A 26,970-nucleotide genomic window follows, 5' to 3' on the forward strand; every position below is an offset into this window, starting at 1 on the left:
CACCCCCACCGGAACCACCCCCACGCACGACCGCGTCCGAGAGGACCGCATCGACAAGTCCGGCACCGTCACACTGCGCCTGCCCGGCCGACTCCGGCACATCGGCATCGGCCGAACCCACGCCGGAACCCACGTCAAACTCCTGATCCACGACCTCAACGTGACCATCATCAACGCCGCCACCGGCGAACTGCTCCGTGAGCTGACCATCGACACCACCCGCGACTACCAACCCCGCGGAAAAACACAATAGCCCGAACCCACAATCCGTGGGTTCGGGCTATTCCGATGTCCTGAGACATCACAATGGCGGTACCGGTGGGATTTGAACCCATATCGCGCCCCAACGTCCGTCCGGCGAGACCATTGAATTGTCTGGTTTACGAGCATATTGTGCCCGTTTGCTCACAGTTGAAAACAGGTGTTTGCAGACTTTCCGTTACTGGTGCGTTACTGCTGGAGCCGTTCGCGGCGCGCGGCGTCGAGTGCCTCAGCAACGCCGTCGAGGTCGCCCTCAAACAGGTCGGCGTAGCGGTCGAGAGTCATCGCGGCGGAAGCGTGGCCGAGCATCCGCTGCACCGCCTTGACGTTTGCGCCGGCGCTGATCGCGAGTGATGCTGCCGTGTGCCGCAGGTCGTGCGGCGTCACCCGTGGCATGATTTGAGGCTCCTTCCGCTTGAGGACCTTTGCCTCAGCTGCTGCCTTCGCGTCGGCCGCACACACACGCTTCACGGCGCCCATGAACCATCCTTTGTGCGCGTGGCCTTGGGTCAGGTGGTTCACGCCGTCACCCCAGAGCAGCGCGTCGGCACTCTTGCCCTGGCTCGCGGTCGTGATCGCATTGTCCAGGAACGCCGGATAGACGACCGAACGGCGCTCGTGGGTCTTCGGGGTGCCGACCTTGACGTGCCCGTTCACGCTGACGGCGTTCTCCTCAATCTGAAGGCGCCGCGCCGCCCGATCGACGTGCCTAACCCTGAGCCCGGTGGCCTCTCCCCACCTGAGACCGGTGTACGCCAAGAAGCGGACGAAATCGGGGTGTTTCGACTCCAGGGCCAGCCGCTCGACCTGCTGGTGCGAGAGGTATGCGCGCCGCCTACTGGTCTTGCGGGGCAGCTTGAGTTCGCGTGCCGGGTTCGTCGTGATCCGCTTGTCCTTGACCGCACCATCGAGGATCGCAGCGAGCACTCCATGCACGCGGGCAACCGTCGTGGGACTGCTTTCCGCGGCAAGGTTCGAGATCCAGGTCTGCACCTCGGTGTGACGGATCGAGCCGACGGCACGGGCTCCCCACTTCGGCTTGACGTGGATGCGCCAAGCCGATTCGTCCGAGTGGAACGTCGAGGGCTTGACGGCGGTCTGGTGCGCCGCCAGCCAGTCCGCTCCGAGGATGCTCACGATTGAGAGACCGTCGCTGGGCGCGATGTATGCCCCCTGGAGCTTCGATACCTCGACGGTGTCGACGTACGCCTGCGCATCCCGTTTGAGCTTGAAACCGGCCTTGCGGGCCGTCTTGCCGTCGGGCTTGCGGTAACGGGCCTCGAACCGCTTCCCGGCCTGCGTTTCGTACGAGTAGACGCTGCCCATATGTCCCTCCTGTGGGTGTGTGCAAGCCGTTGTAATTGTGAGTTTAGTGAATGCCGAATGTGCATTTGTTGCGCAAAGAATGTGCACGGCTGTGTATACTGCCAAAACAATCAAATAAGAGAAGCGGCGAAGCGACATCGTTACCGGAGATAGCCCGGGGTATTTGCGCCGCAGGGAGAACGACCTCCCGCCGGTTGGTTTCGCCGCCGGTCAACCCTCCTCAGGGATAGAGCACGCAAGATCTGAGGGTCCATCGAAGGATCCTCTATGCCCGTTCAGTCCCCTGCCCGCACTTCATGGCTTGACTCTCCCATTCAGCCCGCCGTCAGCACTTCGCTGCTTGACTCCCTCATCACTCCAGCCACACTCGCTGAGCGTCTCGGCTTGACCCAGCGCGGGCTCAGCGAGAAGCGCATTACCGGCACAGGTCCAGCATTCATGCGCATCGGCAAATCGGTACGCTACCGGCCGGAAGCGGTCGATGCCTGGCTGCTTGCGCGGGAGTTCCGCAGCACCTCCGAGGAGGCGCGCTGATGGGCGTCTCCGAGGACACGAGAACTCAAGGCGCCACGGCCCCAGACGAGGTCCAGCCCAAGAGGCCTCGCCGCTTCCGAGTTGCCTCGCAGACCCTGAATCGAGATTCGATAGCCCACGCGCTCGACCGCCCGAACGTGACGCGTTATGCGGGGATCGTTCACGACAAGGACCCAGATGTTCGCACACATGCGCACGTGGTGTTCGAGTTGAGCGATGGGCGCACATTCCAGACCGTGGCGAACATGCTCAACGTGCCGCTGATCCTCGTGCGTTCGGTGATCGGCCAGAGGGGCGATACCCACTCCTTCGCGCGCGCCGTGCGCTACCTCACCCACGAAACTCCAACTGAGCAGGCGAAGGGGAAGTACCGCTACGCAGATGAAGAGGTGTTTGCATCGGCTGGCTACAAGTGGCGCGCCGAGGTCGACGCACTCAGTGCGCAAGATCGCTACCAATTGCCACTGCTGGACCGGCTCAAGATCCAGGTACTTCACGGCGATCGAAGTGCGCGAAGCGTGCTCGATGAATATCCCTCCCTGGACCTCAAGCATGACGCCGCGTTCAAGAAGCTTGAGCTTCGTTTCATGACCGAGTTCGCGACCGCTGCACAGCGGGAGGAGCGTATCGACGAATACCGCCGCCGCGCAGAGTCACGTGACTGACCCCACAGACGACGGGCTGGCACGCCTAATTGCCCCCAAGACCGGGCCCCTCTTGAAGGGGCCGACAACGACAACAAATAAGGAAGGAAGGAATCTCTCATGAGTGATTTCCACAGCATCACCAACCCGGCGCAGACAGGCCCATGGGCAACGAAGATCGAGCCAAAGCGCAAAGCACCGAAGACCGATGAAGAGCTTCTCGCCGAAGCCGAAAAGCGCACGGGCCTGCTCCGCACGAAGGTGATCGCCAACCGCGATCGGCAGCGCCTGGAACTGGTTGATGAGCTGTACATGAAGTACAGCATCGAGGCAGTCGCGAACGACATGAGCGAGCGCAAGCGGCTCGCCACGCTTCGAGCCAAGCTCAGCCTGTAGCGGCTTAGCACGCCACGACGAAGCCCCGCATCACCTCTCAGGTGCGGGGTTTCGTCGTGCCCTGGGCAAGTATTGGGAGGGCATCGCCCTCCTGCGCGGGTGGGAGTATCGAGGGGGCAGCGCCCGTCTTGATCGGGGTCAGAGGGGCGGAGCCCCCGCAAGCAAAGGACAGTCAATCGAGCGGAGTAAGAGGGATTGTCCGGTCCGATCGAATCATCGAGCGCACCGAGAATGATTTCGGTCGGATTGCTTGCGAGTGGTTTGTCACCTAGGCTGTTGAGCACGGTACCAAGATTCGAAGAAGCGAGGTACGGGCTGCGAGACAGGCTGGGTGACAAACCACACGGAGGGCGCGGGCGATGAGCGAAGCGAAGAGCAAGGGGCGCCCGACGATTGCCGAGGCGGACACCGAACAGGTGATTGCTGAGTCCTCTGTTGTGAGCGGCGGCGCAGCTGCGTGCGATAGGCCTGACGAGCGCAGCTCGGCAGGCCCGCTCAAGGATGTGGTCGTCACCGTGAGGATGACGGCAGAGGACGCCGAGTCCCTAGCGTTCTTGAGGTCCGAGTTAGGCGCAGCGTCGGGACCCGACGCAGTCCGTGAGTCGATCAGGAATGTCGCGGCGATCCTGCGCAACGAGACGTATCGGTCCGCGAAGGCCCAGCGTCCCGCCAATGACGTTAACGAGACGCTGCTCGCAGACATCCGCGACGCGCTGCGCGAGGTCACGAAGAGCTACAACGAGCGCGCCCGCGAGGTCCACTTCGTGGGCCACAACTGGAATCAAATCGCGAAGGTCGCCAACGCCACGGGCAATATCGACAGCGATGCGATGCGCGGCGTTGAGCGCGCCCTGGTCAAGATCCGTATGCAGATGACAGCGGATGCCGAGCGCGACACGAAGGCACTGGAGGTGCTCACATTCCTGTTGTAGTGATCGGGAAAACCGCGGTCGCCGCGCGCCTGCTGCGATACACAGAGAAAGAGAAGGCCGGCGGCACCGAGCCCCGCGTGCTGTACTCCGAGGGCATCCGTTGCCGCGTCCCCACCGCCGAGCGCGAGTTCGCCGCGGTGCGCCGTGCACACGGCAAGCAGGGCGCGAAGCGAAAGGCTCCAGCGAAGTACAAGCTCCCCGAGCCTGGCGAGGTCGCGACGTATACCCGGCGCGTTCGTCCGAACGGCCGAAAGTACTGGGCGGTCGCAGAAGACAGGGAGACGGCAACGCATGTCCGCCGCGAGGGCGATGGCTATGTCGACGAGATCCAGGCGGTACACGTCATCGTGAGCTACGGCCTCGACGAGGTGAACCCAGACGATCCCGAGCAGGTGCGACTGGCGTTCGAGTTCGTCGGGACGATGATTACGGGCCTCTACCCGGGCGTCCAGATGAAGCTCGTCGGTCAGGCCGATGGTGCGGGCAAAGCGTTTCACGTTCACGTCGTTCAGAACGCGGTCGTCGTCGAGCGCATGGAGGTCGACGGCCAGATCTGGGAAGCCGGGCGAAAGATGTCGGGCGCCCTCACGGACATCGGCCGCCTGCGCGAGCGCGCCGACGAGTTCGTCAGTCAGCACGGCGCCGAGTACGGCGTCGAGCAGAAGCTCCCCTCAGTGGCGACCCAGAAGGCCGAGAATCGCAGCACGCGGGACCGGCGGATGGCCGCCAAGGGTGAGATCTCGAACCACGACATCATCCGCGCCGCTTTCGAGGACTCGATGAACGATGCTCGCTCTGTTGACCTCGACGGCTTCGTCGGGGTCATGTCAGAGCACGACGTGACAGTGAACCACCGTGTCACTCGTGCCGGGAAGTCCGGCGAGAAGCACGCGCTCTCGTACCGACTGGACGACATGAAAACGCCAGTGCGCGGCACCACTCTGGGCGAGCACTTCGCCTTCGAGAGCACCGTCCAGCAGCTCGAAGCCAACGCCTCCGGCGAGGAGCGAGAGCGCCGCCCCGACCAGCACCATGCGGGTGCCCCGAAGCAACTCTCTATGCCGACAGCTCAGGAGCTGGCCGATGCTCAGGCTGTCGTCGAGCGGCTCGCCCGCGAGGAACGCGAAGCGCAGGCTGACGATCAGGCGGACGCCGACTTCTTCCCCGCGTTTACCGAAGACTTCGACGCGGCGGTCGAAGCCGAGCGCCTTGGCGACTTCACCGAGCTGGCGCGCCTCGCGAATGCGACCCGCGAGAAGGAGGCTCAACGACGGACTCAGCAAGCACAGACCAGCGCGATCTCGGGCCCCGAGGCGAAGGTGCAGGCTCAACCCGTGATTGCCCCTGGGCAGGGGCAGCCCGAGCAGAGCGCTACCGCGCCCGTTCCCGGCGGCGTATCGATCTCGGGTCTGCCTGATGCTAAGCGGGTGCAGGAGGCCGCTCTGATCATCCCCAAGAGAACCATTGAGCCCGACGTCGCTGCGACAATCCCAAAGGCTCAGACAACCGAAGAGGATGGAACGAGGCTGCGCGAGATCAACGAGCGAAACCAGCGCTTGGGTCTGCCGCTGGTGTCTCCCGAGCGGCACGCGGCGAATCAGGCAATGACGCCCGAGCTGCGTAAGCGGAGGTTGGAGCATCCCGAGTGGTTCGACGACACCGAGCCCGCGGCGAAGCCCAGCAATGAGGGCCGCTCACTCGGAGACTGACGAAGGTCACGGTGCGTCGCCACAAAGGACCTGCGTCGATGGTCAGCAGGTTGTTACTGAGTCGGTGTCAGTCGCCCGGCGGATACTAGAAGCGTGGCACCCTCCCCCGATGATGAGATCCGATTCATCCTGAACGCGAGACGCTGGATCGACGCCGACGTTGCGTCCCGGCTGTGGACACGTGGGTGGGCCGTCGCTGATCTGGCCGTCGGCGAAGGCGAGCCGTTTGAGTGGTTCTGGCCTCCCACGGCCCCCGTCGGCTACGGCGGCCTGCCGGACTGGGGCGACGAGGCAATGCAGCGTCGGCCGCAGATCTTCGGTCCGCGGCAAACGCCATGGATACGCCCGACCCGGATCACCAAGACCGGCACTGCTTGGACCTTGGAGTACGGCGAGGCGATCGCCCAGAAGCCGGCTGCGCCGCAGGCGTACGCGGAGGACACGGCTCTGATCGCCGATCTGGAGCGCCTCGAGTGGTGGCCGATGACAATCGAAGAGGCACGCAAGATTCAGAGATCGAGGCTCTTTGAGGTGACGACCGCGATGGCCCACGATGCTCACTACCTTGGCCTGTTCCCGACGGAACCATATGTGGGCCGCGGGAAGGCGATTCGCGCGCGCCAGCTGTTCGAGCATCAGCGTGCACGGGGTGTCGCCGATGCGGGATCGCCCACTGCACGCACACCCGGCGACCTCAACGCCCTGGCCAGACTCTTGGACGCGGAAGCATGGGCATCCGCGGTGCGCACCGCGCGAGCTGGCGGCAACGGGTGGGGCGTGTCCGGTCCGGACGGAGCCTGATCCCTTCAACCCACATCTACTGGCAGAAGTGTGGCTCCTGCGGCCACCGAGTAGATGTGACGAAGCGACACGGTCTGAACTGGAGCCGAGGCGTCGAAGCTGTGCATCTTCTGGAAAGCCCAGCGGGACCGCCGAGGGGCGATTCGGTCACTTAACGTTCATATACGACCAGGAACGCACACGGCGGCGAGCACAGCGGTTCTCCAGGCGCTTCAGCGGACCAATCGCGACGGCGCTAGCCTCGTCTCATGAGCCGCTCCGCGCCCAACTCTAAGGGCCGTCCCGCGCGTTGACCTGCCCCTCTTGCGTAGTGCTCACAGAGCTGCACACAGAAATGATGTGCACGCCTTATCTCGATTCAATAGATAGGAGTCCCATGCCGGATGTCAGGATCCACGCCGAAGTTCGCAAGGCCGTCCGGTACCTCATCGAGGCCGTCCAGTCGCAAGGTCAAGGCGAGGAGCTGGTCGTCACCCTCATTCGGGAGTCCGCTGACTTGATCAAGAAGCGCCAGCCCCTTGGCGGCGCTCTCTCCGAAGAGCAGGTCTCGTTTCTGATCGACTCGGGTACGTTCACGGCTGAAGAGTTCGCCGAAACCGCAAAGCGTGTCGCCCGAGGCGACCTGGCCGAAGCCGAGCGCAAGACACTGCTCGGAGCGGTAGCTGCCTCGCTGAGCGCCGCCGAGGTGGCCGTGCGGCTCGGCGTGGACGTTTCACGGGTGCGCCACCATCAGGCGAAGGGGAACCTCTACGCCTTCATCGCGGGAGGCAAACGCCGATATCCGCTGTGGCAGTTTACGGACGATCCGGCGCAGCCCGTACTCCCGGGCCTCGCGACCATCGTCGAAGCATTCGGCGACAAGCACCCTGCGAGCATCAAGGGCTTCATGTCGACCCCGCAGGAGGACCTGCTTGTCGACGGTGAGCGCCTGACTCCGCCTGAGTGGCTGCTGCAGGGCGGCGATCCGGAGGCGCTCGTGGACATTCTCGATAGCTTCCTGCAGTCGTGACTGTCCTCCCTGCATTAGTGAAGGTCCCATCTACTCCCCCACCCTGTTTCATCGGTAGGACGCGGGTGACGTGCTGGATGGGGTTGACCAGCACGCGCCAGCGCCGACACGGGTGTGCCCCAGGAGATTCACAGTGATGGCCAGTTGCCTCATATCCGAGCGGATTGTGCACCGCATTCAGCAGGGGCAATTCTGTGGTGTACCCACGCGATACCGCACAGGCTTAGCCTGCGTAAATGACACAGCCTGGAGCCGCCCCTGAAGGTACAGATGACGATTCGGCGCGCGAATGAACGCCGACTCGCTGATGTGGCGAATTATCGACGGCAACAAGCTCGTCCCGCTGAAACCCTCCCCGATGCGGCTTGAAAAGCACGTGGAGGGTTTGGTCGAGTCAGATCCATCCTGTCTGGGACAGCCGCTTCTCATCATCGGGCGCCAGAAGTCGATCACCGAAACTGGTGGTCCCGATCTGCTCGCAATCGATTTGACCGGACGAATCCATGTGATCGAGTGCAAGCTGGCCAAAACTCCCCGCGACACCATCGCCCAGGTGATCGAGTACTGGACCTGGATTGAGACATTTGACACGGACCAGGTTTTGGCCGTCTTCGCTCGCTTTCGGCCTGACGTCGACCTAGCGGAAGCCTTCTTCGAACACTTCGGCTGCCATATGCCAGCGGTGCTCAATCCGTCACAGGTCATCACTATAGTCGCAGCGACCGTCGACCCCAAGATCGAGGGCAGCGTCCAATTACTGCAGCGTCGTGGTTTCCCGGTCACCGTAGTCGGCTACCGCTACTACCAGGATCTCAACGCCATCCAGTTCGTCCCATACCGCCATGGCGATCAGGACACGGAGGTTTCTCCGGCGACGACGAGGTCCAGAGCGCAAGAGCCGGGACGCCCGGCGTCAGCCGGGGAACTCGCGCGATTGCACGCCTCGATCGAGCGCCTCGAAACTCGCCTTGAGGAGTTCCGCCCATCCCTCGAGGCGCTCAGACGACCGTCGTTTGCTGCCACAACGTATGGTCCCGTCTCCGACATGCGTGGCATCGACCAATACATCCTGCATTTCTGGCAGACCTACGCCTGGCGCTTTGCCTGGGGCTTCGTGCCGTTCAGCTTCCTTTACGAGCTATATCAGCACTGGATTCGTACTCAAGCTGCCGCAGGTCTGCATCTGCCCTTGCTCGAGGACCAGATATTCGGACGGCGCCTGGCAGCGGCCGCAACTGCGACGGGCGAGTGGAGCTACACTCGACGCCGTGCCGACCATTTGATGGACGCGCCCGAGCCCCTGACGGAATTGGTGCCGAACTGGAAGCGTCCCGGGAAGCACCAATCCGTTAATGGGTATCTCAGAAGCGGGATCGTCGGGCGCCGCGGCGAGGCTCATCCGACATGATTGCAGGGGGACCTCGTCAGTAGGCTTTCCGCATGAGTGTTTGGGACCCGTGGGATGCGGACGAAGAAGAGCTAGCTGATCTGCGAGTGGTACGGGACCGTATCCCCGTCACGATGCGCCCCGCCTTGCTTGACTGGGTCAACAAGCGACTGGTGGGCCCCTATAACTCGACGGCGTCGGAGGTAGTCAACGCGCTGCAATCTGGGCTGCGAATCCATTTCGGCTTCGACCGAGGCTTCGTCGACACCGACATACTTGTCGATGCGATTGAGCGGCAAGGGGACAAGACTCTCTTGCGGGTAGTTGACTGGTTGCTGGGTCAGTTCGAGAAGCCGACAAATCCCTACTACGGGGAGCCCGCTGAAGTAACCGACCTGGAGTGGCATCTGGACACGGCGATGTCTGGCGTCCGCGTGGTGTCCGATGCAGGTGTCTACCGGCTTGGCCGTCGTCTACCCGAGGGGGTGGAAGAGGCCGCGCAAATCGCGGTCGATGGAGGCTCAAAGGTTGCAGGAGAGCATCTTGCGAAGGCACTCCGGCATGTGCAGAGCCTCGAGCCCGATACGAGTGCTGCCATGACTGAAGCCATCAAAGCAGTAGAGGCTGCGGCGGGACCCGTTGTACTGCCGAACTCGAAGCGTCATCGGTTGTCAATGATCGTCCAGGCGCTGAAGGACAAGTCCGATTGGACCCTTGTGCTCGAACGTCGAGACGATGGCTACCCCGACCACCAAGCTGTGCTCATTGGGATGATCGAGACGCTTGTCTTTGCCCAGCGGGACCGGCACGCCGGTGGCCCATCTAGTCCCCAGCAGGCGATGGCACACGCGATGCTTGCGGCGACCCTTGTGGGCTGGTTTTCTACGGGTGTCGTTGAGATGAACGACCGCTAAGAGGAGGTTCACCGCCAGTCGGCGACGCGCGCGACTGATTTCACAACAACTGCCGAGTGAGTATAGGTCCAACGGGCATGGAAAAGGCCCCGGTGGTGATCCGGGGCCTTGATGGTTCGGGACGGCTAATTGGTTCCTTGGACGGCAGAGGCGGGCGCGTGCGCGGTTGCGCGCATGTCGGGGCCGTAGTGCTTGTTCCACCAAGTGTTGTGGTGGCAGTACTGGCATTTCTTGAAGAACGGTAGGAAGATCAGGCCTATCCCCGCGGTGCAGATCCCGATGGTCCAGAGCGTTGCGCTTCGTCCGATGTTCGCTCCGCCGCCTTCGCAGACCTTGCAGTTGACGCAGCCCTTCTGGCTGTACATGTTCAAGTGGTTCGACATGATCCGTACCCTATAGATTCATGGGCCGTGAGTGCCAGTCTCCAAATTGGGGGGCTAGCGGATTACGACCTGTCGACGACGGGTTCGCCGAGGCCGAGGTTGGGGCTGGGGCTGGGGCTGGGGCTGACCTTGCTGCGCTTGTTGTTGCAGAGCATGTGCGCGTGCCGGAAGTTCGTGGGTTGCTCTTGCAACTCGGAGTCGTCTTCGACCGAGTGGTAGCGGCCGAGGTGTGACTGTCGGGTGCGGTGTGCGGGCCTGCGTCGTAATCGATCGCCTGCCGGCGTAGCCCTGTTCAACGACGTCGCCCCTGAGCTTCTGCATCAACGGTGGGCGACGCGGGAAGGACCGCGCCTGGCCATGGTCACCTGGATCGAGCGAACCTACCGCCCCGACCCCGGCAACGCCGTCTCGGTAACCTCACCCCGATGGAGTTTGAGACAATAGACGTGGCCACCAAAGCCGCTTAAAACCATTAACCCTTTGAGTCAACTGAACTCCGTGCAGTCGAGCGGAACCTCGCGCGCAGCCATCTTGGTTTCCAACTGGTTCTTGCCGTACTGGATCTCGCTGTCGGGTAGGTCCGCTGCGCTTGGTGCCGGCCGTCGAACGAGGTCTGCGAAACCGACGCCAGCTTCGAGCGCAGTTCGTTCGAACTGCGCTCGCCATCGTCGAGCTCCATGAGCCCGACCTTGACCAGCATCGTGATCCGGCCGCGCGCGCCCTGCCCTTGAAATGGTGCTCGCCGTAACGCTCGTCAGTGACGGACCAATTCCGACTATTACTGCCCTCGACGCGCAGGGCCAGACTTTCAGGGAGCGTGAGAATCTCGTCATCCATCCACTCGACCCGATCCTGACCCGATGAGGTCGGGTCATCCAGTTGGGCTTCCGTTCAGCGATATGAGGTCTGCGGATCACGCGTCACAGGATGCCCGATTTACTTTTGTGCAAACCCGGCGCGCGTTTCCATGGCGACGCACGGTTGTGAACGAAAGCTACGTTACCCAGCGGCGAAGAGCTCTGCTTTGCGGATCGGACCAATCCCGCTCGAGACACTGCCTGACATACGCTTCCGCTGTCGATACCTCAGCAGCACGGATAATTGTCTCCGCGGATTTGTCGTCGTCCACAGCTTTGAGCCATTTCCCGATTGCGTCGTTGACAGGGAACTGGTCACAGCCCTCTGCCGCCTCGAAGAATGCGATGGCTACGTGCTCTGCGATTTCCTGCTGGTTGCGATGCACGAGCTGGCGGAGACCATCAAGGATCCACATGAGCGGTGACCGAAGCTCCGCTTGGCGCAAACCACCCCGAGTGCTCTCGTCTTGAAGTAGCTCGCTCATCCGGCTTAGGACAATCCCGAGCCCGTCCGCATCAGCTCTCACCCACTCCGCGATGCCCTGCACGGACAGCTCCGGGAGACCTTCGAACAGCAGCGTCGGATTGTCGCGGTGAGCTAGCGCGAAACCACTCAACTCTCCAATATCCACAGGCGAAGCCAGAATCTGCTCCAGCTGAGCGGACGGCGGACCACCCTCTCTGGTCAGCGCCTTATCCATCTCCGCTAGCATCGCGTCAACGGTAGCCGTACGGCGGCTGGCCTCATTGCGAGTCGCCCGGGTAACAGCAGTCCTGAAGGCACCGTCGGGAGCCGCGACTCGGACGACCGCCGGATGGATCCCGGTGACGATCCAGCTGACAATAGCTCCCACGCTGTAGACATCGGCGGCGGGCCCAGCCAAGTGCGCATCGTCATGTAGTTCTGGGGCGGCCCAACCCATGGTGCCGAAGGGTCCGCCGGTTTTCGTCAGCGGCGTCGTAGTGTGCCCCGGCCGATTCCGCGCAATTCCGAAATCAGTGACAACCCATCGGCCCTCCAAGCAGAGAATATTCGACGGTTTCAGGTCCCTGTGCACCTGCCCACCGGCATGGAAGTCGCGCAACGCCTCCGCGACCGAACGGACTACATCGAGCGCCAATTGCTCAAGCTGTTCCTGACCGAGGCCGTCCCTTGCTGTGGTCAGTTCATGGCTCGCGAGGGGCATCGAATACCACTCCAAATCGGTATCCACCTCCAGGATCGGCATGACGTACGGGCCAGCGGCGGACCGCATGTCCGATACCTCCCGGCTGAAGCGCCTCTGAATGATGGCACCGGCCCGAGCCATCTTCACCGCAACGACTTCGTCGGTGCTCTTGTCTCTGGCCCTACCTACGATCGCATGCTCAGTCGGTTGACCGAGGGTCTCAAGGACTTCGAAACGATCAGCGGGATTAGTCACAGGACTAGCTTGGCTTACCGGTGACTCACGACGTCGCACTCCGCACGACCCTTCGAGGTTCAATTCACAGTTGACGCGTCGTAACCTCTACCCGACGATCGGTTCGTCCTCGGCGACTATGCCTTCTTCTATGACGGGATCGCGCGGCGTTCATACTTGCTGGGGACTTCGACCTGGTGTGTGACTGAGGTTGCCGTAAGTATCTGCTCGATCATTCTGGTCTTCGGCTGCTTTGGCCGGACGTCCTCCGGGCGCGGTCGAGCTTCAGTCTTACGGTTGAATCGTCGTTCGACCCCAGCCGAGCTAGTCGAATTCCTGCCTCGGAAATCGCGTCGGTGTCGCACCGGTCAGGAGTGCCGACGCAAGCGCAGCGATGTACTCCCAGACCCCGCCCATATCCTCAGTTCGGAAGCGGGCACTTCAGGAGCCTGTCAATGTTCCGCTTGACGAGGGCCTCGTCGCGAAGACCCCCATGTTCGCTAACTCCGTTTGCATGGTTACTAACTCGGGATCCGCCGTGCCTAATGCTGCTTCCGTCCACTCACCAGCGACGGGAAGGCGGCAGCGAGCTGGTCGCGCGAGGGGGTGCGGTTCTCGACGAATGGGTAGGGGTCGTATTGCGCCAGACCGGCGTCCACGTAGTCGTGCTGCGACAAACGCGTCAACGTCTCGTCGTATGGGCCCTCCATGTGAACGACGCCCTCGTCGCCGACCCGCCGGAAGAGTTCGGCGACCCGCGCGAACGGAATCGAGTAGAGCCACTTGTGCCGGTCACGTTCGGACACGACCCAGATCGTCGCCGGCCCATCCTCCGATTGTGGATGGAACTCGAGCACGAAGGAGTGGATGAACAAGCTGACCAGCTGGCGAACGGTGAGCTCGGTCTGACGCTTCGAATCCATGTCGTAGTACTCCCAATACGACCAGCGGTCGTAGATTCCGGGAACACGACCCGTCAGCGGATGAATTCCTAAGGACACCCGCTCGCGCGGCAGCAGGGAGGAGGTTTTAGCCGACTCGACCAAACGTCGGACGGTGAACATGCCGACCATGAGGTCACGCTCGACGAGGAATCCAGTCCGTGTTGTCCATCGTTTGAGCACGGCGCGCCGTTCCAGCGCGGTAGCTACCCTCAGTAGCTCTTCTCGCCATGGCACCGAATCTGCGATCACGGTCGAAGTCTCGCAGACTAAGCACTGCCGCGAGGACGACGAACACTACCTTTGCCCAAGGCTCTAGGTGCATCGCTCCGGCTCGCGACGTTCTGGCGCGGTGTCTCTGCCGAAGCGACATCGAAAGCGTCGCCCCTCCTGAATCGCTTCCTTGTGGAGGAGCCGGCACACCTTGCGTGGTAGTTAACACAGTCGCTGGTCAGTCGTTCATATCTAGTCTCATCTTCTCGACCGCCTCGCGCCACTTAGCGTCTGCCTCCACTTGTTCCGCCGCCCTCCCTTGAAGAAATTGCTCTGTTTTCTTCGCCGAGAAGCCGGCAGCCTCTACTTCGAAACTCACCGCCCTTGAGGACAACACGCTTGCCATCGTGCCGATGCGTAAACGTCTTGTAGAACGATGCGAGGGCAACCAGCCCTCCAGCCGACCCGAGAACCCCAAGGACATTCACTGCCTCGATCGCCAAGTTTGTACTCGCGGAGAACTCCAGGATGGTGCCGTGGTCGATGCCGTTGTCATCGAGGAGCGACAGAACTTCCTCTCGGTACTCCGCGGGAAACGAAGGTTGAACGTACCGTCACCCGGGTGCCCGAGAGTGACAAGGAGCGGGAATCGTTTCTGCATCGGCTGTCATCTTGGAAGTGTGACACGGCGACGTCGGAAATATCGGAAGGTGGGCGGGGCGGCCGAAGCAGCGTCGACGTCGACGAACTAGAGCGCACTTGGACCGTTCGCGATACCCATCAGGCGGCGCCTCGCGGCGCTTCGACTGGTCTCGCGGCGCTTCGACTGGTCAAGGCCTAGGGAGAGTCTTCACCCAGAGTCGATGGTGTCGATGCCGTCAACAAGTCTGTTCAAGGTTCCCACTAGATCGGAAATCAACCGCCTGAATTGACCATGCGGTATTGCCAGGGATGTAAATCGTTCATCGTCGGCGGAAAGCGTTGCGGAGGGAAGAAAGCTGATGTCAATTCGCGGCTGCCTCATTGTGACTGTGTAGCGCTCAGGAATGAACATCTTGAACAGCTCCAAGCCCACTACTAGGCCGCCTCCGGAGTAACGCTCAAACCGAAGGCTCTTGTCATGGTCGGCTGGTGTTATCGTGTGCCACTCCAAGGGTTCAGGAAGCGACACTCTCGCGAGGTGGTGCGCTCGGTGTTTTGCAGCATTGTCAAGGCCTCGCATATACGACAAGTCAAAGTCGGCAGCTCGCGCAACAATGCCAGGCCTCGGTTCAGCCCTCTTCACACGTTCGAAGGGCTGTATTGAGCGCACGGTAGGTTCGTACTTCGCGGGCATGCCGCGAAGCTTTCTGCTAATAAGCCCTTCCCAAGCTTGGTCACGCAAGACCACTGGCATCTGCACGCTTCTTGCAAAGTTCTGGTTGATCCGCGTTTCCTCACTTACAAGCGCCCAGGCAACGTGGTCAAAGGCCGTCGCAAGCACATGAATGGCTTCAGCGAGGAGCAACGAAAACAACACTGGTGGCTCCGGCACTTCGGCAGCTCGAAAAACTACGTACTCGGGCGTCCGCTCTTCCTCGAGCATGAGATCTGCGGACTTGGCCCAAAACTCGGTTAGTGCAGCCAGCTCGTTAGCTCGTTGAACGGCCAGCGCACAAGATGCCGTGAGACTGTCCCGCAGTGCCTCATCGATGGTGATAGCTGCGCGCATTGGCCACCTCCACGCTCATCTCTGACTATCATCACACCGGCGGTACATATGGTGACAACAACGATGTCTTGCTCACGGTCGTCTGATGCTCAACGGCTGGACGGCCGGCGAGCGGGCCGGTATGCGGAGTCCATCCATCAAACCTTGCGTAGCAGCCCGGTTACCCCGGCTAGTAACAGTGCTGCGAGCACCCAAGCGACGCTCTTGATCCCGGCGAAAATGAATGGCAACCAAATGTTGGTGGTGACCTGCCCAGCTGTGGGCTCTCCGGTCGTGGCCGCCGCGAGCGATACGTCCACCGCGAATAGGGCCGGTATGACTTCTGGATAGCCGGCCCCACGGTCGCATTGAAACCGTGGCCTTCGCTAGAACGCGAAAGATGGGGGCGGAGCGCCCATAGTAGGGATAGGTGGGATTGTCGCGTACAGAATCTCACCGCTTCAAGCGGCCGGCCACGACGCCGGAGGACGGGCTGATGGCCGTTTGTGAGGGTCGGACCTTGTTGGCCATTCCGGCGTAGCTAGTATCGCTGGGCCGGGCGGGTGTAGCTCGACGGCCGGTTTGGGCGGCGGCCGGTTTGGGCGAGCATCCTTTCAGGAGGGGGCCGCAATCGCGAGCCATCACTTGCCCTGGAGTGTGGAGGCTCTGGGGAGTCCGGTAGAACGGACTTATCGGGGTGCCCGGCTGTACCGAACCTTGGACGGACTGCGCCAGTATTATTTGAACGTGATCCTCCGGCCATTCGTTTCGCAGTTTCCACCTGAAGCTGTCCCGGTCCTGACGGGCGCACCGATGGTCAACACCGAACTCGACCGCCGAGCCACGCAAGCAGACCTATGGGTCCGTGCCGAGCGGGCGCAACAGATCGCGGTGCTCGAAGCGGTCCATGGGTTCTACCTCGCGAAACGGTTCTCCACAGAGCTCGCTGGATTCACTGGATGGACCAACGAAGTAGTGGCCGACGCGGTGGAGGCGGTGAGAGCCAAACTCTGGCGCCTCGCAGTTATCGACATAGCGATGGTCAACGACCAAAATCAGTTGCCGCGCGCGGCGTCATTGCCCGGTGTATTGCGATCGATGAAGGACACGTTGGAGGCGTCACCCGATTCGTCCGCGACCCAGGACCTCGCACAGCTGGAGCGGATACGGACGGCCATAAACGCTGACACAGAAACACCGCTTATGTACGTCCGCCACGTGCGGAATAAGTGGGCTGGTCACCCTTCGATGGACCTCCGGTTTGACTCTTGGGCAGGTGCCGACAAGCACCTCAGTATTCCCCTGCTGGAGGAGGCGTTGGCGGTACTGGTGCGAGCTCATCAGGAGACGGCGGATCTCGCCGCGCGCAGCACGGTGCTTAGTCCGCTGTTCGCCGCACCGGTGCCGAAGTCGACCGTTGCCAGCACCCCAGAGGGGACCATAGAACAGTTCCCAGCGACGGTAGCTTGGGGGAAAGTCACCGTCTTTGCAGAGCTCATGCGCGAGAGTGCCAGTCGTGACGCGTCCTCCCTGCTCGACCAGCTGACGTCCCCTCCCGGGTACGGAAGTTCAGAGGACACGGACTGGTTGGCAGGGTCGGAGCACGCGATGCGGCGCGCGGCTGTAGACCGCGTGTCGATGCAGACCGCCGAGAAGGCTATTGCGCGGACGAGACGCGGCGCATAGAGATCGCTGTCCCGATGGTTGTCGCGCTGTGACGCACGACGGCCAGAACGGGGAGCAGTCGTCCTAAGCGGACCAGTACACAAACCGCGCCGCCAGCCCGGAGCGCCAGCGTCACGGCACCGGGCGTCGATTGCGTCGGCAACGAATTCACTATCGCCACCGTGCGTTGTGGGATACACGGCTTGGCCGCCCTGGCAGTCGCGCCGGATTCGCGTCCAACCCGAAAAATGGGCCTGTGGGCCGATAGTCCGGATAAGGGAGACTATCGTCGGTAAATAACCGCCCCCTTGAAGTGACATGCGTCTGAGCTAAAAAAGGGGGATGCGGCCGCCGCCGTTCTCAGACGCATGGGCGCGCGCCAGAAGCGGTTCGCTCGATCGTTTCGCGTCCACCCGGACAGCGGAGCAGCCCGGTCGTGGGCAGCTCGCGTCGACGGGCGATTCAGGCGACGACCGTCACGGGGCTACGTGACCAGGAGTCGGAGCGATGGTGGGAGCATCAATCTGGCTGGGCTCGAAGCGGCGACCGATTATGCGCTCAACAGCCGAGGGCTGCCGTCGAACCGCGATCGGGTCCCGAGGGCCAGGCCAACGGTCTCGCGATTCGATGTCGTCACAGCCAACTGTTTAGCTTGCTTGAGTAGGTCTTGGTCGATGTCAATCAATGTGATGGCCATCGCGCCCCCTTCGAACTACTAGACCTTGGAGTAGTCATCGCCGTTCGCCGCGACGGAGATGCCGGCCCCCAATATACTCTCGATCTGGCGGGCGAGGAGAACACCTACGACGACGAGCCCGCTACAGATGATTGGCAATTGTTTTTGGAATACCTCATCGACAATGCGGCACCGCCCGTAGGCGCGTAGTTGATTTCACACTGATGCTTTCGCGGGCAAGCGAAAGGCGGCCTGCGACCGGTCAGATACTTTTCGGTCGCGGACGACTTGTTCGGCGACGTCGTGAAGTCGACGGCTGTTGCTGCGGGCGCATTTGCGGAGGACGATCAACGCATCGTTGACCGATGATCCGTTGCGATGAGCCAGGATTCCTTTTGCCTGTTCGATGCGATGTGACTGCACCATCTGGTGCTGCACAACACTGATGGTCGCCATCTGCGCCATCGCCTCTATGAGAGAGACGGTACTGTCCTCCAATGATCCGGGTGTTTCGAAGAAGAGGTTCATCCCGCCGACACCGCGTCCACGGAACGCCCGTCACGATGACCCTCGCGCCGCCGCCAGCGCGTGAAGCTAGCGGGGTCGGACGATGCGCTGTCGCTGGTCGCCAAGACCGTCAATGCTCAGATCAACGATGTCGCCCTCCGAGAGCCAGACCGGCGGCGTGAATCCCATGCCCACGCCCGCGGGCGTGCCGGTGCTGATCAGATCCCCCGGCTCGAGCACGAAGAACTGGCTCAGGTGATGCACAATCGTGTACGGGTCGAAAATCATCGTCGACGTCGAGCCGTTCTGCCGCTCCCGACCGTTGACACTCAGGCGGATGCCGAGGTCTCCGACGTCCGCGATCTCGTCCGGCGTGACCAGCCACGGACCGGTGGGATTGAAGGTCTCGGCCGACTTCCCCTTGCTCCACTGGCCGCCCCGTTCGAACTGGAACGTGCGCTCGCTGACGTCGTTGACGACGACGAAGCCCGCGATCGCCTCGCGCGCCTCCTCGACGGACTCCAGGTACTGGCATCGGCGACCGATGACCAGCCCGAGCTCCGCCTCCCAGTCGAGCTGCGTCGCACCCCGCGGCGTGCGCACGTCGTCGTTCGGCCCGACCATGGTGTTCGGCGACTTGGTGAACACAATGGGCTCAGTGGGCACGGCGAGGCCGGCCTCCTCGGCGTGGTCGCGATAGTTGAGGCCGATGCAAAGGATCTGGTGCGGCCTCGCGATCGGCGCCCCTATGCGCTCCCCTGCGAAGGCCGTCACCGCACCGGCGGCGATCCGATCCGCCACCACGGATTCGAGACGGTCGATCCCCGCACCGAAAAAAGCCTCGTCGAAGTCCGCCACGATATCGCTGACGTCCACGTACCGATCGTCGTCCACGCGCACGACAGGCCTCTCGGTACCGAATGAACCGATTCGCATGAGTTTCACTGACTTCCTCCTGACGCTCGTGTACAGCAGATACGATCCTAAGCTGACACGTGTCATCTTGTCCAGCGACCACGCTCGCGACCGCGCTGCGATCCATTAGTCGCGCGATCGAGGCGTGGTCGAGCCCCGCTCGACGATCCAGCCGGGGAAACCGTCCTCGACCGGGATTTGTTCGCCGCCCAACCGGGCCAGCACTGGGCGCGCCCAGAAGCGCGCCACACGATCGAAGTCGAACGCGACGGTCGTCAGCCCCAGCTCCGCGATGGGTCTGTTGCCCACCCCGACGACGTCGAAGGCGATGCCTGCGTCGAGAGCGGCGCGATGTAGGAAGGCAGCGAGTTCGTCGGTGTGCGCGGCCACTCCGACAGCGCCATGGGCGAATTCCGGTGAGTCGAGAAGGGCGTCGACGGCGGCAGCGGCGTACGCCAGTTCGAGCACGACCGGGACAGGCAGGCCGTTCTCGGCGCAGTACTTCACGAGCGCGCTCGCGCGCGCGGACCGGATCTCCTCCGGCACAAATTGTGCGGGTGAGAGGAAACACAACCGACGATTTCCGAGGGACACGAGGAACTCCGCCTGCATCCGAGTGATCCCGGACAGGAACTCATTCATCGTGTCCTGTAGAAACGGGATGCCGCTGCGCGCCAGCAACGCGGTGTCCGCTCTGCCCAGCGCACAGAAGGACATCACCATGGCCGGCCGGAACTCTCTCCACAGTTCGGCGAGGGGCCGGGACGCCTCGGAGCGCGAGTGCACTACGAGCACGTAGCCGCGGTCGGCGAACACCCGGTTGAGTGCCTCGAGACCCGAGGCGAAGGTGGGGCCCATGTCCCAGTCGGGCATGAGGGCGAGGATCACCCTGCTGCGTCCCGACCGCAGGGTCCTGGCGCTGGCGTGGGGCACGTGGCCGAGCTGCTTGGCTGCGGCGATCACCCTGCGACGGGTCGCCTCGCCGATGCGCGCGTCGGGCGTGTTGTTGAGGACGTTGCTGACCGTGGTGCGCGACACGCCGGCCACGCGTGCGACGTCGGCGCTCGTGGGCGGTCGGTCCATCGACGCACCTCCTCACACCCGTTTCTCCGGCGATTGCACACCCAGCATTGCACTTCCGGCGGGATTGGCGTTAACTGCTGACACGAGTCATCAAAATGAAGGAGTCGGAACGCATGAAGAGACGAATTCCGCGACCAGCCGATCTCAGGCCGCTCCTGCGACTGCAGCGACCGACCCTCAACCCCCTTGCGCGCGCGCACACCATCGATGATCTGCGACGCATCGCGCGCCGGAGCACGCCTTCCGGGCCTTTCCATTACGCGGACGGTGCCGCCGATCAGGAGATCACCGCGCGACGGGTGCTTCAGTCTTTTCGCAAGATTGAGTTCAATCCTCGCGTGATGAGCGATGTGAGCGAGATCGACATGCGCACTGAGCTCTTCGGTCGTCCTTCGGCTCTGCCGTTCGGCTTGGCGCCGACCGGATTCACCCGAATGATGCACTCTGCGGGTGAGACCGCGGTCGCGTCCGCGGCGGCGGCCGCGGACATCCCCTACGCGCTGTCGACTGTGGGGACCACATCCATCCGCGCTCTGACCGAGGCCGTGCCGCGCGGGCGAAAATGGTTCCAGTTGTACCCGCTGCGCGACAGGGAGTTGACCCAGCGACTGCTCACCGAGGCGCGCGACAACGACTACGAAGCACTCGTCATCACGGTCGACGTCCCGGTGGCGGGCAACCGGCTGCGCGACCTCCGGTACGGCATGACGATCCCGCCCGAGCTGACCTTGAAGACGTTCCTCGACGCGTCATACCGTCCGCGCTGGTGGATCGACTTCCTCACCACCGAGCCTTACTCCTTCACCTTCGAGGGGGGCACATCCGGCGGCCTCAGTGACCTGGTGTCCGCGCTCTACGATCCCTCGATGACGTTCGAGGACCTGGCTTGGGTTCGCGAGTTCTGGACCGGACCCCTCATCGTCAAAGGGCTACAGACGGTGGACGACGTCGCACGGGCCGTGGACTTTGGCGCAGACGGTGTCGTGCTCTCCAGCCACGGCGGCCGGCAGCTCGACCGGACGCCCCTGCCGTTGGATCTGCTGCCCCGCATCGCCGAGCGATACCGCGGCACAGTGACGATCATGCTCGACTCGGGTATTCGAAGCGGCGGAGACATCGCTGCGGCGCTGGGCTTGGGAGCCGACTTCGTCCTGATCGGGCGCCCCTACCTCTACGGGCTGATGGCCGGAGGGGAAGCGGGTGTTGCGCGCGCCTTGGCGATCCTGCGTACCGAGCTGGAGCGAACCATGGCCCTGGTCGGCGCCCCGAGGATCAGCGACCTCACTGCCGATCGGGTCCGGAAGGGTCCCTGAGCGGTGCTACTCGACAGCGAGCGGCTCGGAATCGCTCCCCGGAACCACCATGTCCCCTTCGGGCTCGGCAGAGAGCGCTCGGCGTACGAGCCGCACCGCGTAGTCCACCAGTTCGTCAGTCGTGATCGGTCCGCCCGGCTGGTACCAGGTGTACGTGTACGTGGCGATACCCAACACGTGTCGCACGGTGAGGTCCACGTTGAGCGCGGGCGCGAGTTCGCCCAGCTCGGTCGCTTCGACGAGGAGCCCCCTCACCTTCACCGTGTTCGCGTGGCGCAGACGCTTCATCTCGTCGAGGTACTCGCCCGACAGCCGACGCCACTCGTGGTGGTAGACCGCGATCTTGACGGCGTGCAGCGCGTTGTACCGGACCTGCGAACCCAGGTAGTGCAGCAAGCGATCCAGAGGAGACAGATCCAGGCGCGCGACTGCGTCGTCCGACATCTTGTCCGCAGCGCGACCCACCTGCGAGCAGACCACGTAGAGCAGATCGTCCTTACTGTCGATGTAGTGGTAGAGGCTCCCCTTCAGAATGCCGACGGACTGGGAGATCTCGTCCATCGACGTCGCGTTGAAGCCATTCGTGTGAAAGAGCGTCGTCGCGACGTCGAGGATTTGCTCAGCGCGCTCACGCCCGCGCCACTGCGCTCCGTCGTCTCCATCACGCAACTGCTTGATCAGTGGTCGAGACGCAGGTCCCTGCGACCGATCCGTCGCCTTACTCATCATCCGTACATTGTTGCACCCCGGCTCCAACATCTAGGATCTCAATTGACCAATCGTTCGTTTGGAGACGATAATCGACTCGATTGACGGCAGGCGCGTGCCTTATCTGGCGCCCGCCGATGCATACAGACCAAAGGTGATAGGTATGGACGACCAATTTACAGACGACCAGCACATCCACGACGTGATCGTGATCGGCGCGGGAGTGAACGGCCTCCTGCAGCTGCACCGACTTCGCAGCGCTGGGCTCGACGTTCTCACGCTCGAGGCGGGAGACAGCGTCGGCGGGACCTGGTCCTGGAACCGGTACCCCGGTGCGCGCCTCGATTCCGAGGCCTACCTCTACACGTACGCGTTCTCGCGCGAACTCATCGAGGAGTGGGACTGGCCCGAGGAGTACGCCGACCAGCCGACGCTCGAACGCTACTTCAATTTCGCGGCGGATCGCCTCGACCTCCGCAGGAGCATCGTCTTCGGAGCCCGGGTGATCGCGTGCCGCTGGAACGAGGACGACTCGGTCTGGGACCTGGAAACCGCCGACGGACGACGGTTCCGCGCCAGGTTCGTGGTCCCGGTGACCGGGATCCTGGCGGTTCCCTACGTGCCGCCGTGGGAGGGTCTGTCCGACTTCGAGGGCACGGTCGTGCACACCGTCAACTGGCCGCGCGAGGGGATCGACCTCCGCGGCAAGCGGGTGGCCGTGGTGGGCGTCGGTTCCACCGGCATCCAGGTCGTGCAGTCGATCGCTCCGGAGGTGGGGCACCTCACCGTGCTGCAGCGCACTCCGAACTGGGCGGTCCCGCTGGGCAACTACGCCCACACTCCCGAGCGGGTCCGCGAAGTGAAGGAGAAGTACACGGATCACTACGAGACATCTCAGTCCACTCGCTCGTGCTTCCTCTGGAGCGGGCTGCCCGTGAACACCTTCGATGTGTCAGCCGAGGAGCGCGAGGCCCACTACGCCGACCTGTACAGCTCTCCCGGGATGACCTTCTACCAACGCAACTACCAGGACTTGCTGACGGACCCCGCTGCGAACGAGGAGGCGACCCGCTTCCTCGCGACGAAGATCCGCGAGCGCGTGAAGGACTCTGAGACGGCGCGCAAGCTCACGCCCATCCACCACTTCGCGACGAAGCGGCCGCCCCTAGAGACGGGGTACTACGAGGCTTTTAACCGTGACAACGTGGAGCTGGTGAGCCTGCCCGAAGAGCCGATCGTCCGCATCACCCCCGAGGGAATCCAGACTTCGGAGCGGATCATCCCCGTCGACGTCCTCATCGTGGCGACGGGTTTCGACGCCATTACCGGGTCGTTCATGAAGATCGGCATCGAGGGCGTGAACGGTCAGGCCCTCGCCGAGGCGTGGGCGGACGGGCCCAAGACGTTCATGGGCGTGTTCAGCCACGGCTTCCCCAATATGCTTCTGCTGGGCGGACCACAGGGCCCGAACGGGAACCAGCCGCGCTGCACCACCTTCGTCGCCGAATGGATCTCCCAGTGCATCGAGTACATGAAGGAGCACGGCATCGACCGGTTCGAGGTGGGCGACGACGCCGTGCAGGCCTGGGTCGACTACTGCAACGAGATGGTGATGAGCATCCCGTTGCTGCGCGACGCCGAGAACTGGGCGTGGGGTTCCAACGTCCCGGGGAAGAAGCGCGCGTACCTTTTGTACGTCGGTCCGCAGCCCGACTACCGCGACCGTCTGCGGGAGATCGCCGACCAGGGTTATCCCGAGCTCGAGCAGGCAGGGAGCCGCTGACATGACTGCACTCGAGGATCAGACGCCCGTGCGATTCGACGGGAAGGTCTACGTCGTCACCGGCGCGGCACGCGGACTGGGATTCGCCTACGCGCAGTTGCTCGCCAGCCGTGGCGCCTCCGTGGTGATGAACGACCTAGGCGGCCGGATGGAGGGCGGCGGTCAGGATCTGTCGACCATCCAGGACGCGGTGGCCGAGATCACCGCGCAGGGAGGCATCGCCGTCCCGAACGGGGCCGACATCACCTCGGCGGAGGGCCCGGACGGCATCGTGTCCACCGCGCTGGAGCGCTTCGGTCGACTGGACGGCGTCATCAACAACGCTGGCATCATCACGACGCAGACGTTCGAGACGCTGACCCCCGAGGACATCCAGCGCCAGCTCAACGTCCACCTCTTCGGCTCGCTCGCCGTCACCCGGGCCGCGTGGCCCGCGCTGAGCGAGACGGGCGGCGCGGTGGTCTTCACCACCTCGGCGGGGATGTTCGGCTCGACCTTCACGATCGCGTACAACATCGCCAAAGCCTCGGTCTACGGTCTGATGCGGAGCCTGTCCGTGGTCGGCGAGCCCCTGGGCATCCGCGTGAACGCGGTGATGCCCGGGGCCGAGACCCGCATGCAGGGGACCGCACAGGACGGCAGGACGGGCAAGGGAGACACGGACCCTTGGCTCTCGCCCGAGAACGCTGCCCCCATGGCCGCGTGGCTGGTCCATCCCGACAGTCCGTTCACCGGGCGGATGTTCTCCACCGGACGCGGACACGTCGGACCCATTGTCATGGCGGCCGCGCTCGGCTACTCGAAACGGGATTTGGACCTCGAGGGCATCGCGAGCCACGTCCACGACCTAAGCGATCTCACCCGCCTGACCGTGGAGACCACGCTGGAGGCGCATCGAGCGCGGACGCTGGCGGTCTGGGGCGACTAGTTGTTCCAGGGAGAGGAAGTAGCTGCGCGCCTCGGCGTGCGAGTCGTCGATCTTCGTCACCGAGATGCTCGAGATATTGTGACGGAGCGCGAAGCCGTTCTTCTGGGTCGCATGGGAGCGTCGCAGGAAGTCCGCGATCGCCTCGCGACCGTTGACGCGCCGCATCCACCGGCCGTCTTGAACACATCGTCCGCCCAGAACAGGTCGGTCACGTCCTCGAGCGCCCGAGTCGACTGCGTGAGGGTAGCGGCCGAGCAGCTCCTCGGAGAAAGAGGGCCAGCTTCTTCGTTGAAATCGTCGGACAGGGTGCGAGGATACGCTAAACTACCAACCGTTTGTTGCCACCAACATACAGGCCGACGCGGTCCAGGTCAGTTTAGGAATGACCACCAGTCGTTTGGTTGATGATTCGCGCTGCGAAGCGCGTCCGTGAACACTAAGGAGTGAAATGGCGCACGTCGTGCCCCCCGGGCTAAACACCGGGTTGGATTCCGCCGCCGTCTGCGAACTGCGCGGGCCTGACCGTGCCGCGGATCTCGTGTGTGACCACTGGACGACGCATTCCTGGCGGATGCGGATCGCTGCAGCGCGCGGAACTTTCACTCACCGAAATTGGGATCGCCTACTGATTGGAGACCTCGCAAGATGAGTGCGGAACCAGCTCCCGCTGGCTCCGCAAGACAGACAGCGATCGGGACGCCTCCAGAATGCGCACGATATCGTGCGCACTACGCGTCCCGGATCAACCTACGCACCAAACTCACAATGGAGACCAAGTGAAAACAAAGATGTTTCACGCTGCAGGATTCGTGGCGGTTTCGGCTGTTGTTGCCCTCGCGCTCGGGGGCTGCGCCGCGAGCAGTAGCGTCGGAAGCACGTCGTCCACATCCGACTCGTCGTGCACGTTGCCCAGCGAGATCAAGCTCGTCGCGATCAAGGACCAGACCGGTGGCGCGGCATTCACCGGCCAGGAGGCCTGGAAAGGCATCCAGCTGGCGCAGGACGAACTGAACGCGTCCAGTGACCTCGATGGATCGAAGATCACGATCGATCTGAAGGACCCGGCCGGCGTGGCCCAGAACGCGGCCAGTCAGGTCAGCGCGGCGATCGCGGACCCGGACGTCGCCGCGATCCTCGGCCCGGTGCTGAGCGACCAGGGTCTCGCGGTCAACCCGATCGCCAACAAGGGCAAGATCCCGATCATCTACACCCAGGCCGGCACCGACGGAGTCGCGGACGACCAGTGGAACTTCCGTGCCACGCCGCCGCTGCCGACCTACTTCCCCAATGTCGGCCCGTACCTCAAGTCCAAGGGGGCGAAGACCGTCGGCATCATCTACCAGTCCGACAACCCGACGCTCACCCAGCTCGGCACGAAGGTCATACAGGACACGGCCTCCAAGAACGGATTCCAGACGAGCGAGCCGGTCGGCGTAACCGCGACCACGCAAGACTTCTCCGGTCCGATCTCCAAGCTTCTGTCCACCAATCCCGATGCGGTCGCGATGCTGGTCAACGGCACGCAGACCGCGTCAGCGGTGCAACAGCTCCAGCAGGCCGGCTTCAAGGGGAACGTCGTTACCTACCCCAACGGGGTCGTCGGGCTCAAGGCGGTTGGTCCGGCTGCGACGGGTTACGTGGTCTCCACGAACTTCGACGCGTCAATCCAGGATCCCGCGGTGCAAACGTTCGCGGCGGCGTTCGCGAAGAAGTTCGACGGTGCGGTTCCGTCGAGCTACGCGGCCGAGGGCTACGACAGCCTGAAATGGCTGGGCAAGGCGATGGCCGACAACGGGTGCGCCAGTCGCGACTCCATCAAGCAGGGTCTCGAGGCCATCGGCAACGAGGGATTCACGGGCGCTCAGGGCAAGCTGGCGTTCGTGCTAAACGGTCATGACGCCCGGTCGGACGGCGTCCTCGTCCAGTGGACCGGCACGACCCTCGGGCTCGTCAAGTAGCACGACCGGGATCGCGTGCGGTGCGGCGACTAGC

Annotated in this window: 26 protein-coding genes and 1 pseudogene; 16 read left to right on the plus strand and 11 right to left on the minus strand. The window is 63.1% G+C overall.

Features of this window, described 5'->3' with window-relative positions; all coding sequences use genetic code 11:
• A pseudogene (locus tag AB4Y94_RS01575) lies at positions 1-253 on the plus strand (IS481 family transposase); the annotation flags it as partial.
• Between the two features lie 197 nt (positions 254-450).
• Here the strand turns inward: AB4Y94_RS01575 and AB4Y94_RS01580 are convergent.
• On the minus strand, positions 451-1,587 hold the full coding sequence (locus tag AB4Y94_RS01580; protein WP_441724092.1) for a tyrosine-type recombinase/integrase: 1,137 nt from the start codon (positions 1,585-1,587) through the stop codon (positions 451-453).
• Positions 1,588-1,854: 267 nt separating this feature from the next.
• Between AB4Y94_RS01580 and AB4Y94_RS01585 the strand changes: the two genes are divergently transcribed.
• The 9 genes from AB4Y94_RS01585 (at position 1,855) to AB4Y94_RS01625 (ending at position 9,913) form a co-directional block, all read left to right on the plus strand.
• Positions 1,855-2,121 carry a helix-turn-helix transcriptional regulator gene (locus AB4Y94_RS01585; protein ID WP_441724094.1) on the plus strand — a complete coding sequence of 89 codons (267 nt, stop codon included), beginning with the start codon at positions 1,855-1,857 and terminating at the stop codon, positions 2,119-2,121.
• Positions 2,121-2,786, plus strand: a complete 666-nt coding sequence (locus AB4Y94_RS01590; RefSeq protein WP_441724096.1) for a Rep family protein — start codon at positions 2,121-2,123, stop codon at positions 2,784-2,786. Before AB4Y94_RS01585 ends, AB4Y94_RS01590 begins: the two co-directional genes overlap by 1 nt.
• A 99-nt stretch (positions 2,787-2,885) precedes the next feature.
• Complete coding sequence (locus AB4Y94_RS01595) at positions 2,886-3,161, plus strand: hypothetical protein (protein ID WP_441724098.1); 276 nt, start codon at positions 2,886-2,888, stop codon at positions 3,159-3,161.
• A gap of 359 nt (positions 3,162-3,520) precedes the next feature.
• On the plus strand, positions 3,521-4,093 hold the full coding sequence (locus tag AB4Y94_RS01600; protein WP_441724100.1) for a hypothetical protein: 573 nt from the start codon (positions 3,521-3,523) through the stop codon (positions 4,091-4,093).
• The gene (locus tag AB4Y94_RS01605) at positions 4,093-5,802 is read left to right on the plus strand and encodes a hypothetical protein (protein ID WP_441724102.1); all 1,710 of its coding nucleotides are present in this window, start codon (positions 4,093-4,095) and stop codon (positions 5,800-5,802) included. The genes AB4Y94_RS01600 and AB4Y94_RS01605 overlap by 1 nt, the downstream gene beginning before the upstream one ends.
• 93 nt (positions 5,803-5,895) lie before the next feature.
• The gene (locus AB4Y94_RS01610; protein WP_441724103.1) at positions 5,896-6,603 is read left to right on the plus strand and encodes a hypothetical protein; all 708 of its coding nucleotides are present in this window, start codon (positions 5,896-5,898) and stop codon (positions 6,601-6,603) included.
• Positions 6,604-6,979: 376 nt separating this feature from the next.
• Positions 6,980-7,612 (plus strand): hypothetical protein, encoded by a 633-nt coding sequence (locus AB4Y94_RS01615; protein WP_441724105.1) that lies wholly within the window; start codon positions 6,980-6,982, stop codon positions 7,610-7,612.
• A gap of 289 nt (positions 7,613-7,901) precedes the next feature.
• On the plus strand, positions 7,902-9,020 hold the full coding sequence (locus AB4Y94_RS01620; protein WP_441724107.1) for a hypothetical protein: 1,119 nt from the start codon (positions 7,902-7,904) through the stop codon (positions 9,018-9,020).
• Between the two features lie 32 nt (positions 9,021-9,052).
• Positions 9,053-9,913: a hypothetical protein gene (locus AB4Y94_RS01625; RefSeq protein ID WP_441724109.1), complete on the plus strand. Its 861-nt coding sequence runs from the start codon at positions 9,053-9,055 to the stop codon at positions 9,911-9,913.
• 125 nt (positions 9,914-10,038) lie between these two features.
• Here AB4Y94_RS01625 and AB4Y94_RS01630 read toward each other — a convergent pair whose 3' ends face one another.
• The 5 genes from AB4Y94_RS01630 to AB4Y94_RS01650 all read right to left on the minus strand — a co-directional run bounded on the left by AB4Y94_RS01630 (position 10,039) and on the right by AB4Y94_RS01650 (position 15,295).
• Positions 10,039-10,296 carry a hypothetical protein gene (locus tag AB4Y94_RS01630; protein ID WP_441724111.1) on the minus strand — a complete coding sequence of 86 codons (258 nt, stop codon included), beginning with the start codon at positions 10,294-10,296 and terminating at the stop codon, positions 10,039-10,041.
• A 62-nt stretch (positions 10,297-10,358) separates the two neighbouring features.
• On the minus strand, positions 10,359-10,487 hold the full coding sequence (locus AB4Y94_RS01635; protein WP_441724113.1) for a hypothetical protein: 129 nt from the start codon (positions 10,485-10,487) through the stop codon (positions 10,359-10,361).
• 803 nt (positions 10,488-11,290) lie between these two features.
• Positions 11,291-12,577, minus strand: a complete 1,287-nt coding sequence (locus AB4Y94_RS01640; protein WP_441724115.1) for a protein kinase domain-containing protein — start codon at positions 12,575-12,577, stop codon at positions 11,291-11,293.
• Between the two features lie 521 nt (positions 12,578-13,098).
• Positions 13,099-13,749 carry a hypothetical protein gene (locus AB4Y94_RS01645; protein WP_441724117.1) on the minus strand — a complete coding sequence of 217 codons (651 nt, stop codon included), beginning with the start codon at positions 13,747-13,749 and terminating at the stop codon, positions 13,099-13,101.
• Positions 13,750-14,560: 811 nt separating this feature from the next.
• Positions 14,561-15,295, minus strand: coding sequence for a hypothetical protein (locus AB4Y94_RS01650; protein WP_441724119.1), 735 nt, complete (start codon positions 15,293-15,295; stop codon positions 14,561-14,563).
• Positions 15,296-16,213: 918 nt separating this feature from the next.
• Between AB4Y94_RS01650 and AB4Y94_RS01655 the strand changes: the two genes are divergently transcribed.
• Both AB4Y94_RS01655 and AB4Y94_RS01660 read left to right on the plus strand, forming a co-directional pair.
• Positions 16,214-17,086, plus strand: a complete 873-nt coding sequence (locus AB4Y94_RS01655; protein WP_441724121.1) for a hypothetical protein — start codon at positions 16,214-16,216, stop codon at positions 17,084-17,086.
• Positions 17,087-17,732: 646 nt separating this feature from the next.
• A complete protein-coding gene (locus tag AB4Y94_RS01660) occupies positions 17,733-17,951 on the plus strand; it encodes a hypothetical protein (RefSeq protein ID WP_441724123.1) in 219 nt (72 codons plus the stop codon).
• Positions 17,952-17,957: 6 nt separating this feature from the next.
• Here the strand turns inward: AB4Y94_RS01660 and AB4Y94_RS01665 are convergent, their stop codons facing one another.
• The 3 genes from AB4Y94_RS01665 to AB4Y94_RS01675 all read right to left on the minus strand — a co-directional run bounded on the left by AB4Y94_RS01665 (position 17,958) and on the right by AB4Y94_RS01675 (position 20,246).
• The gene (locus AB4Y94_RS01665; RefSeq protein WP_441724125.1) at positions 17,958-18,269 is read right to left on the minus strand and encodes an ANTAR domain-containing protein; all 312 of its coding nucleotides are present in this window, start codon (positions 18,267-18,269) and stop codon (positions 17,958-17,960) included.
• A gap of 66 nt (positions 18,270-18,335) precedes the next feature.
• A complete protein-coding gene (locus AB4Y94_RS01670; RefSeq protein ID WP_441724127.1) occupies positions 18,336-19,193 on the minus strand; it encodes a fumarylacetoacetate hydrolase family protein in 858 nt (285 codons plus the stop codon).
• Between the two features lie 96 nt (positions 19,194-19,289).
• On the minus strand, positions 19,290-20,246 hold the full coding sequence (locus AB4Y94_RS01675) for a LacI family DNA-binding transcriptional regulator (protein ID WP_441724129.1): 957 nt from the start codon (positions 20,244-20,246) through the stop codon (positions 19,290-19,292).
• Between the two features lie 113 nt (positions 20,247-20,359).
• Here AB4Y94_RS01675 and AB4Y94_RS01680 point away from each other — a divergent pair, with 113 nt between their 5' ends.
• Positions 20,360-21,559: an alpha-hydroxy acid oxidase gene (locus tag AB4Y94_RS01680; protein ID WP_441724131.1), complete on the plus strand. Its 1,200-nt coding sequence runs from the start codon at positions 20,360-20,362 to the stop codon at positions 21,557-21,559.
• A gap of 6 nt (positions 21,560-21,565) precedes the next feature.
• On the opposite strand, the gene AB4Y94_RS01685 is transcribed toward AB4Y94_RS01680, so the two are convergent.
• Positions 21,566-22,288, minus strand: a complete 723-nt coding sequence (locus AB4Y94_RS01685; RefSeq protein WP_441724133.1) for a TetR/AcrR family transcriptional regulator — start codon at positions 22,286-22,288, stop codon at positions 21,566-21,568.
• Positions 22,289-22,430: 142 nt separating this feature from the next.
• On the opposite strand from AB4Y94_RS01685, the gene AB4Y94_RS01690 reads away from it, so the two are divergent.
• Together AB4Y94_RS01690 and AB4Y94_RS01695 are read left to right on the plus strand one after the other, a co-directional pair.
• Positions 22,431-24,050, plus strand: coding sequence for a flavin-containing monooxygenase (locus tag AB4Y94_RS01690; protein WP_441724135.1), 1,620 nt, complete (start codon positions 22,431-22,433; stop codon positions 24,048-24,050).
• 1 nt (position 24,051) lies between these two features.
• On the plus strand, positions 24,052-24,978 hold the full coding sequence (locus AB4Y94_RS01695) for an SDR family NAD(P)-dependent oxidoreductase (RefSeq protein WP_441724136.1): 927 nt from the start codon (positions 24,052-24,054) through the stop codon (positions 24,976-24,978).
• Here the strand turns inward: AB4Y94_RS01695 and AB4Y94_RS01700 are convergent.
• Positions 24,898-25,236, minus strand: a complete 339-nt coding sequence (locus AB4Y94_RS01700; protein WP_441724598.1) for a hypothetical protein — start codon at positions 25,234-25,236, stop codon at positions 24,898-24,900. The two genes, AB4Y94_RS01695 and AB4Y94_RS01700, sit on opposite strands and share 81 nt — an antisense overlap.
• A gap of 518 nt (positions 25,237-25,754) precedes the next feature.
• Between AB4Y94_RS01700 and AB4Y94_RS01705 the strand changes: the two genes are divergently transcribed.
• On the plus strand, positions 25,755-26,936 hold the full coding sequence (locus AB4Y94_RS01705) for an ABC transporter substrate-binding protein (RefSeq protein ID WP_441724138.1): 1,182 nt from the start codon (positions 25,755-25,757) through the stop codon (positions 26,934-26,936).
• The last annotated feature ends 34 nt before the right edge of the window (positions 26,937-26,970 follow it).

The organism is Glaciibacter sp. 2TAF33, from assembly GCF_052114945.1.
GTDB lineage: Bacteria > Actinomycetota > Actinomycetes > Actinomycetales > Microbacteriaceae > Cryobacterium.